Origin of the sequence: Hyalangium sp. (assembly GCF_045802625.1) — a bacterium.
Lineage (GTDB): Bacteria > Myxococcota > Myxococcia > Myxococcales > Myxococcaceae > Hyalangium.
Genome location: NZ_JBJMQP010000075.1, coordinates 34,875 through 42,286, shown reverse-complemented (window position 1 = coordinate 42,286; position 7,412 = coordinate 34,875). Strand labels below are relative to the sequence as shown.

Genomic DNA, 7,412 nt, shown 5'->3' with positions numbered 1-7,412 from the left:
GTAGAGGGTGCCCGGCTTCAGGCCGGGGACATAGCCGTGCCAGACCTGATAAGTCGTCTCCGGCAGGGAGATGCGGTGGGTCTCACGGGTGGGATCGCCCGGATCGAAGAGGCAGACCTCCATCTTCCGGGCATGCTCGGCGAAGACGGCGAAGTTGACCCCAGCACCGTCATACGTGGCGCCCAGGGGGTACGGCTTCCCTGGCAGCACCTCCGCCCTCCTCATCCCGTGCTCCTCTCCAGCAGGACGACCGGGAAGCTCGCGAGGAGCGGCGAGAGGGGCAGCACCACGCCACCCGTCTTCCCGCGCTCCGTCCGCACCTCGCGCCCGGTGAAGACGTCCCGGAACATCATGCCCGCATAGGCGTCCGGAAGGGTCACGAAAGTGCCTTCGTAGGCGCGGGAGAGCCCGCCCTCCCGCTCCAGCGCGGCGAGCGTGAAGCGCGGTGCGACGGCCAGTACGACCGAGTCCTCGTGCTCGCGAGCCATGGCCACGGCGGCCTGCCCCCGGGGCCCCTGCACCTCCAGCTCCCGGTAGCCGCCGGTGCGGAAGAGGGTGGCCTGGCGTTGGCGCAGCCGCAGGCCCTGGGCGAGCGTGTAGAGCTTCACCCGCCCATCGTCCATGTGGGCCGTCAGCTGGGCGCACAGGAGGGCACTGTCTCGCGCGGCCTCGCGGTCCAGTTCCTCCAGCAGCCGCGAGCGCAGCCCGTAGTCCACCGGGCGCCGGTTGTCCGGGTCCACGAGCGACAGATCCCACAGTTCGCAGCCCTGGTACGTGTCCACCACGCCGGGCGAGGCCAGCTTGAGCAAGAGCTGCCCCAAGGCGTTGAGCTGTCCGGCGGGCTCCATGCGGCGCTTGAACTGGCGCACCTGCTCCAGGAAGGCGGCGCTCTTGCTCCGGTCGAAGCACGCGTCCACGAAGCGCCCCATCGCCGCGTCGTACTCGGCATCCGGGTTGGTCCACGAGGTGCGGACCTTGGCCTCCTTGATGGCCTTGGCCATGTACTCGCGCACCCGGCGCTGGAAGTCCTCCAGCTCCGAGTCCGAGAGGGACTCGCCCATGGGCCAGGCGCCTACCACCGTCTGGTAGAGGAAGTACTCGTCGTTGCGAGAGGGCGCCGGGCCGCTGGGGAGCTTGGAGACGTGGGGCGCGTTGAGCTTCGCCCAGCGCTCCACCTGCTGGCTCCACTCCTCGGGCAGCTCGGTGAGCACGTTGAGCCGCGCCCGCACATCCTCGCTGCGCTTGGTGTCATGGGTGCTGGTGGTGAGCAGGCTGGCCGGCCAGTGCTCCACGCGCTCGCGGTTGCGCTGGTGGAACGAGGCGGGGCGCGTGCCGAAGTGCTCGGGCTCTCCGCCCACCTCGTTGAGCGAGACGAGCCGGTTGTAGATGTAGAAGGCGGTGTCCTCCAGGCCCTTGGCCATCACCGGCCCCGTCACCTGCTGCAGCTTCATGGCGAAGCGCAGCATGACGGCCCGCTCGTTCTCGTCGAGGTGCTCCGGGTAGCGCCGCAGGAGGATGTCCTGGAGGAAGTCATAGATGCTGACGTTGGTGGTGGCGTTGCGCTCCTTGGCGCGGGCGATGGTCCACTCGATGTATTGGATGTCACGCGCGTCCAGCTCCGGCCGCCAGCCGTCCACGTAGGTGCGGTAGACGGGGAACAGGGCGATGAACTCCACCAGCGCCCGGCGCAGGCTGTTGAGCGTGAAGTCCCGCGTGCGCCGGTTCATCTCCGAGATGCGGTTCAGCTCGTGAGCGAGCATGTTGAGCTCGCTCGACATGGCCGTGCTCATGATGAGCAGCTTCTTCTGGCGGACCAGCTCCTCGAAGTCCGGCGCCTCGCCGATGAAGCGGTGGTAGCTCTCCGTCAGGGGCTTCTCGGCCTCCGGCCGCACGAAGACGCCGCCCACCGAGTTGGCGAAGCGGTAGCCGGTGGTGCCGTGCACGGCCCACGCCTCGGGGATGCGCTCGCGGCCGCCCTGGATCTTCTCCACCACCACGTAGAGCGCCTTGCGCAGCGGCGAGTTCGGGTCCTCCGCCACCTCGGTGCGCCAGCGCTCCAGCAGCCGCGGCTCCACCACGGACCAGCGGGTGTCGCTGCCGCCGAACTCCGCCTCGAAGTGCTCGCGCGCCCGCGCCAGGAAGAAGCGCTCCTGGAGCCGGAGGAAGTAGGCCGTCGGATCGAACAGCCCGTCCGGGTGATCGATGCGCAGGCCGGTGACGTAGCCCTCGCGCAGCCAGTCCAGGATGCGCGCGTGGGCCTCCTCGAAGACGTCGGGGTCCTCCACGCGGATGGCGGCCAGCCCGTTGATGTCGAAGAAGCGCCGGTAGTTGATCTCCTCGCCGGCCACGCGCCAGTGCGCCAGCCGGTAGCTGCACCCGGCCAGCAGCGCATCCAGCCTGTCAAACGAGCGCGGGTTGCCCTGGGTGCCGTTGCAGGAGTCCACGCAGGCGTTCACGAAGGTGGCCACCTCGGGGCTGACCTCCACCACCGCCGCGAGCCGCCGCTTGATGACCTCCTTCTCGCGGTTGCGCTCGATGACCTTGGCGCGCTCTATCTCCGTGCGCGAGGGCAGGTGCTCGATGGCGGTGAGGATGGACTGCAGCTCGATGAGGTGCGGGTTGCTGGGGCCCAGCCGGGCCTCCAGCTCTTGCAGGCCCGGCCGCAGCACATGGCCGTACTGCCGAGGCGCCAGGGGCAGCAGGTGATCGTAGTAGTGGATGAAGAAGGCCCCGTCCCGGTAGCCCAGCTTCAGCTCGCCGTTCTCCAGGACGATGCCGTACTGGTCTCCGAGGATGGGCAGGAGCACCTTGTCGCGCAGCTCCGCCTTCACCGGCGCCCAGTCGATGTCGAAGTACTTCGCGTACATGGAGGCCGGACCGTTCTCCAGCACGTCGAACCACAGGGCGTTGAAGCGCTCGATGCCCATGTGGTTGGGCACCACGTCCAGCACCTGGCCCAGCCCCTGCTCGCGCAGCGCCTGACACAGCGCCTGGTGGTCCTCGGGCGAGCCCACCTCGGGGTTGAGGTGCTGGTGGTCCACGCAGTCATACCCGTGGGTGCTGCCGGGCGTGGCCTTCAGGTAGGGCGAGGCGTAGAAGTCGCTGACGCCCAGGCGAGCCAGGTACGGCACCACGGCCCGGGCATCCTGGAAGGTGAACTCCTTGTAGAGCTGCACCCGGTAGGTGGACAGCGGCGTCGTGCGGGCGCGCGCCAGCAGCTCCTCGCGGAGGCGCGCGAACAGCCTGTCGGCGATGGATGCTCCACGCTCCGCCGCATCCGCCGCGGTGGCACTCCCCTCTTCCAATCCTTGGAGAAACATGGCCTTGGAGAGGTAGGAACTTCCGAGGGCGTTGGCCAGTGTGCAGGCGCCGGTTCGCCCTATTTCCAACGCTCTCCAAAAGCAGAGGGCTCGCCGTTGCGTGGCGAGCCCTCGGTGCAACGCGCGCCCGGGTGCGGGCTGGCGCGTGGCGGACTACTCCTTCAGGTGCTTGAAGGCCCCGGCGACCTCGGTCATCTTGATCTGCTTCTTGTTGCCGTAGATCTTCTTGAGGTTGTCATCCAGGTTGATGAGCTGGCCCTGGTTCAGACCGTTCTTCTTGAAGTAGTCCCAGAGCTTCTTGACGACCGCGGTGCGCGGCAGCGGCTTGTCACCAACCACAGCGGCAAGCTCGGGCGACGGATTGAACTCCTTCATGAACGCGGCGTTCGGCTTGCGCTTGGCACCACCAGCGGCCTTCTTCGCAGCGGGAGCCTTCTTCGCAGCAGTGGTCTTCTTCGCAGCAGCCTTCTTAGCGGCCATTCTGTGTCTCCTCCCCTCCGAAGGGGACGTTGAGTACGGCGTTGATGAAGCTAAGCCGTGCGCGGCGTAGTAGCACGGCCGGAGCCGAAAAACAGCCTTTCCGTGCGCATTTCCCTCTGAAAACCGCGCGCTGATCGCTGCCTCACACTCGGCGGTGGGGGGGCGAGGCACCGTTTTCCCCTCGGAAAAACGCTGATCGCCCTCCGGATTTCCCCTTGCCGGGCTCGCCTCTTTGGTCTTGAAGACGAGCCCATGAACACCCTGCTCACTGGTGGCAACGGCTTCCTGGGAACCTGGCTCGCGAGGGCGCTGGCCGCTCGGGGAGACACCGTGGCGTGCCTGCTGCGCCCCTCCAGCGACGCCTCGGGGCTGGCCGGAATCTCCTACAGCCGCGTGGAGGGAGACGTGACGGATACGGCCTCGCTGGAGCGCGCGGTGCCCGGCCGGGACGTGGTCTTCCACCTGGCCGGTATCCGCCGCGCCGCCACGCGCGACGAGTTCATGCGCGTCAACGCCGAGGGCACCCGCAACGTGTGCGAGGCCCTGCTGCGCGCCGGAGGCAAGGCCCGGCTGGTGCTGTGCGGCTCGCTGGCCGCCTCGGGCCCCTCCTCCGCGGGCCACCCCCACGTGGAGGAGGATCCCTTCCACCCCGCAGAGTGGTACGGCGAGAGCAAGGCCGAGGCCGAGCGGATTGTCCTCGCCTACGCGGACCGGCTGCCGGTGACGGTGATTCGCCCCCCGCGCATCCTCGGGCCGGGCGACCACGAGAACCTCACCTTCTTCAAGCTCATCAAGAAGGGCATCCGGCTGGAGATTGGCGGAGGCCCGCGGCCCCTGACACTGGTGGACGTGGAGGACGTGGTGGACCTGCTGCTGGTGCTGGCCGAACGGCCGGAGGCGCTCGGGCAGTCCTTCTTCTGTGGCGGGCCGCAAGACTTCACCATGGAGCAGCTCCAGGACATCGGCGCCCGGGAGCTGGGCGTCCACCCGCGCACCGTGAAGCTCTCGCCCTGGATGCTCAAGGGGCTGGCCGCCGCCGCGGATATGGTGACGCAGGCCACTGGCCGCAAGCTGCCGCTGAATCGAAAGCTCGCGCGCCAGCTCCTCGCCCCCGCCTGGACGTGCTCGGGCGCCAAGGCCGAGCGGCTGCTCGGCTTCCGGCCGAAACGAGACTTGGAGGACTCCATCCGCCGCAGCGCCCGCTGGTACCGGGAGCAGGGCTGGCTGTGAGCCCACCTGCGCGCTTGCCCGAAGAATTCCCACCCATCCGGCGTCGTTGACTCTCCCGTACAGGAGTGTCAGGAAGCCCGCCCAGCCCCATGCCCGCCAAAGCTGCCTTCTATGATGTCGACGGGACGCTCGTGAGGACGAACATCGTCCACGTCTATGCCTATTACGCGATGAACCGCGGTTCATTGCTGGGCATGGCGGGGCGTTCGCTCGGCACGGCCGCCAGCCTGCCCCTGTTCGGCGCCCTGGACGTCATCAACCGCAAGGTCTTCAACGAGTTCTTCTACCGCTACTACGAGGGGCTCACCGAGGACCGCCTGCTCACCGTGGCCGAGGACATGTTCGAGGACGTGCTCAAGCCCGCCCTCTACGAGCAGTCCAAGGATCTCATCGCCGAGGCCCGGCGCGCCGGCTGCCGCATTGTCCTCGTCACCGGAGCGCTGGACTTCACCATGCGCCCGCTCGCCCGCTACCTGGGCGCCGACGAGCTGATCGCCAACAAGATGCAGTTCGTCGGCGGCAAGGCCACCGGCAAAGTGATTCCCCCCATCATCGAGGGCGCCAACAAGGCCAACTCCATCCGGGACTACTGCGTGCGCGAGGGGCTGTCGCTGGCCCACTGCCACGGCTACTCGGACAGCGCCTCGGACTACGCCATGCTGGCCATCGTCGGCCGGCCCACGGCGGTCAATCCGGACATGCGCCTGCGCTCGCTGGCGCGCGCCTACAACTGGCCCATCCTCGATCTGAAGTGACGAAACCTCCTATGCGCCCCATCAAGACGCTCCAGAAGCTCTACGACGAGGAAAGTCAGGTCGTCATCACCGAGAAGGGCAGCCCCCCGCGCGTGCTCTTCTCCGGAGAGAACTTCCTCCTCGAGGATCTGCCCGTCGGCACCCGGGTCATCTTCCCCCGGCCTCCCATGGCCGGCGTGCCCAACGTGAAGGCCGCGATCCGCTGGGCCATCAACCACCCCGAGGGCATGGAGCCGCTGCACGCGCTGATGCGCCCGGGGATGAAGCTCACCTGCGTCATCGACGACATCTCCGTGCCGCTGCCGCCCATGGTGACGCCGGACGTGCGCCAGAGCATCCTCGAGGTGGTGCTGGAGCTGGCCGCCGACAGCGGCGTGGATGACATCCACCTGATCATCGCCAACGCCCTGCACCGCCGGATGACCGAGGCGGAGATGCGCCGCATGGCGGGCCAGAAGATCTTCGACGCCTACTACCCGGACCGCTACTACAACCACGACGCCGAGGACCCGGACGGCATCGTCGAGCTGGAGCGCACCAGCCACCAGGAAGTCGTCGCCATCAACCGCCGCGTGGCCGAGAGCGATCTGATCGTCTACGTGAACGTGAACTTCGTGCCCATGAACGGCGGGCACAAGTCCATGGGCACCGGCGTGGCCAACTACGCGAGCCTGCGCTCGCACCACAACCCGAAGACGATCCGCGAGTCCGACAGCTACATGGAGCCGAAGGCGAGCAAGCTCTACACGAGCAACGCGCGCATCGGCAACGTCATCGACAAGCACCTCAAGGTGTTCCACATCGAGACGACGCTGAACAACCGCATGTTCGGCGCGCCCATGGAGTTCCTCGGCAAGCGGGAGGAGGACTACACCGAGGGCGACCGGCTCAAGCTCCAGGCGGCGCTGTTCGCCCTCAAGCACGCCCCGCGTGCGGCGGCCCGGAAGATCTTCAACGCCGTGCCGGCCCCGTATGACGTGACGGGCATCTTCGCCGGCGCCACCGAGCCGGCCCACGCCAAGACGCTGGAGATGAGCTGGAAGCAGTACTCGGTGCCGGTGGAGGGGCAGAGCGACATCGTCATCTTCCCCATCCCCTTCATCTCGCCCTACAGCGTCAACTCCATCCTCAACCCGCTGCTGTTGCAGGTGATGGGGCTGGGCTACTTCTTCAACCTGAACCGCGGCGTGCCGCTGGTGAAGAAGGGCGGCGTGCTCATCTTCCTGCACCCGGCGTTCGACGAGTTCGATCCCGTGCAGCACCCCAGCTACATCGAGTTCTTCAACCGGCTGCTGCCGGAGACGCGCGACTCGATGAAGCTGGAGCACAAGTACGAGCGCGAGTTCGCCGAGAACCCCTCGTACGTGCACCTGTACCGCAAGGGCAACGCCTACCACGGCGTGCACCCCTTCTATATGTGGTACTGGGGCGAGAACGGCCGCCAGCACGTGGGCAAGGTCATCGTCGCCGGTGCCGAGAACAACCACGTGCCCGCGCTCTTGGGCTGGGACCGGACCGACACCCTCACCGAAGCCATCGAGGAGGCCCGCGGTTTCATGGGCCGCTCGGCCACCATCAGCCTGCTGCGCATCGCGCCCACCCTGCTCGCGGACGTGAAGCTCTGAGC

General features: G+C 67.6%; 5 protein-coding genes and 1 pseudogene. 3 read left to right on the top strand and 3 right to left on the bottom strand.

Annotation, left to right across the window (positions count from 1 at the left end; genetic code table 11):
* The 3 genes and pseudogenes from ACJ8AT_RS14965 to ACJ8AT_RS14955 form a co-directional block, all read right to left on the bottom strand.
* Window positions 1-225 (bottom strand): annotated as a pseudogene (locus ACJ8AT_RS14965) (glycogen debranching enzyme GlgX); the annotation flags it as partial.
* Complete coding sequence (gene treY / locus ACJ8AT_RS14960; RefSeq protein WP_407738400.1) at window positions 222-3,320, bottom strand: malto-oligosyltrehalose synthase; 3,099 nt, start codon at window positions 3,318-3,320, stop codon at window positions 222-224. The pseudogene ACJ8AT_RS14965 and the gene treY, both read right to left, overlap by 4 nt.
* 153 nt (window positions 3,321-3,473) lie before the next feature.
* Entirely contained in the window at window positions 3,474-3,800 is a 327-nt protein-coding gene (locus ACJ8AT_RS14955) for an SWIB/MDM2 domain-containing protein (RefSeq protein ID WP_407738399.1), read from the bottom strand.
* Between the two features lie 252 nt (window positions 3,801-4,052).
* On the opposite strand from ACJ8AT_RS14955, the gene ACJ8AT_RS14950 reads away from it, so the two are divergent.
* The 3 genes from ACJ8AT_RS14950 (at window position 4,053) to ACJ8AT_RS14940 (ending at window position 7,410) form a co-directional block, all read left to right on the top strand.
* Entirely contained in the window at window positions 4,053-5,030 is a 978-nt protein-coding gene (locus ACJ8AT_RS14950) for an NAD-dependent epimerase/dehydratase family protein (RefSeq protein WP_407738398.1), read from the top strand.
* An 89-nt stretch (window positions 5,031-5,119) separates the two neighbouring features.
* Window positions 5,120-5,785: an HAD family hydrolase gene (locus ACJ8AT_RS14945; RefSeq protein WP_407738397.1), complete on the top strand. Its 666-nt coding sequence runs from the start codon at window positions 5,120-5,122 to the stop codon at window positions 5,783-5,785.
* 11 nt (window positions 5,786-5,796) lie between these two features.
* Window positions 5,797-7,410 carry a lactate racemase domain-containing protein gene (locus ACJ8AT_RS14940; RefSeq protein ID WP_407738396.1) on the top strand — a complete coding sequence of 538 codons (1,614 nt, stop codon included), beginning with the start codon at window positions 5,797-5,799 and terminating at the stop codon, window positions 7,408-7,410.
* The last annotated feature ends 2 nt before the right edge of the window (window positions 7,411-7,412 follow it).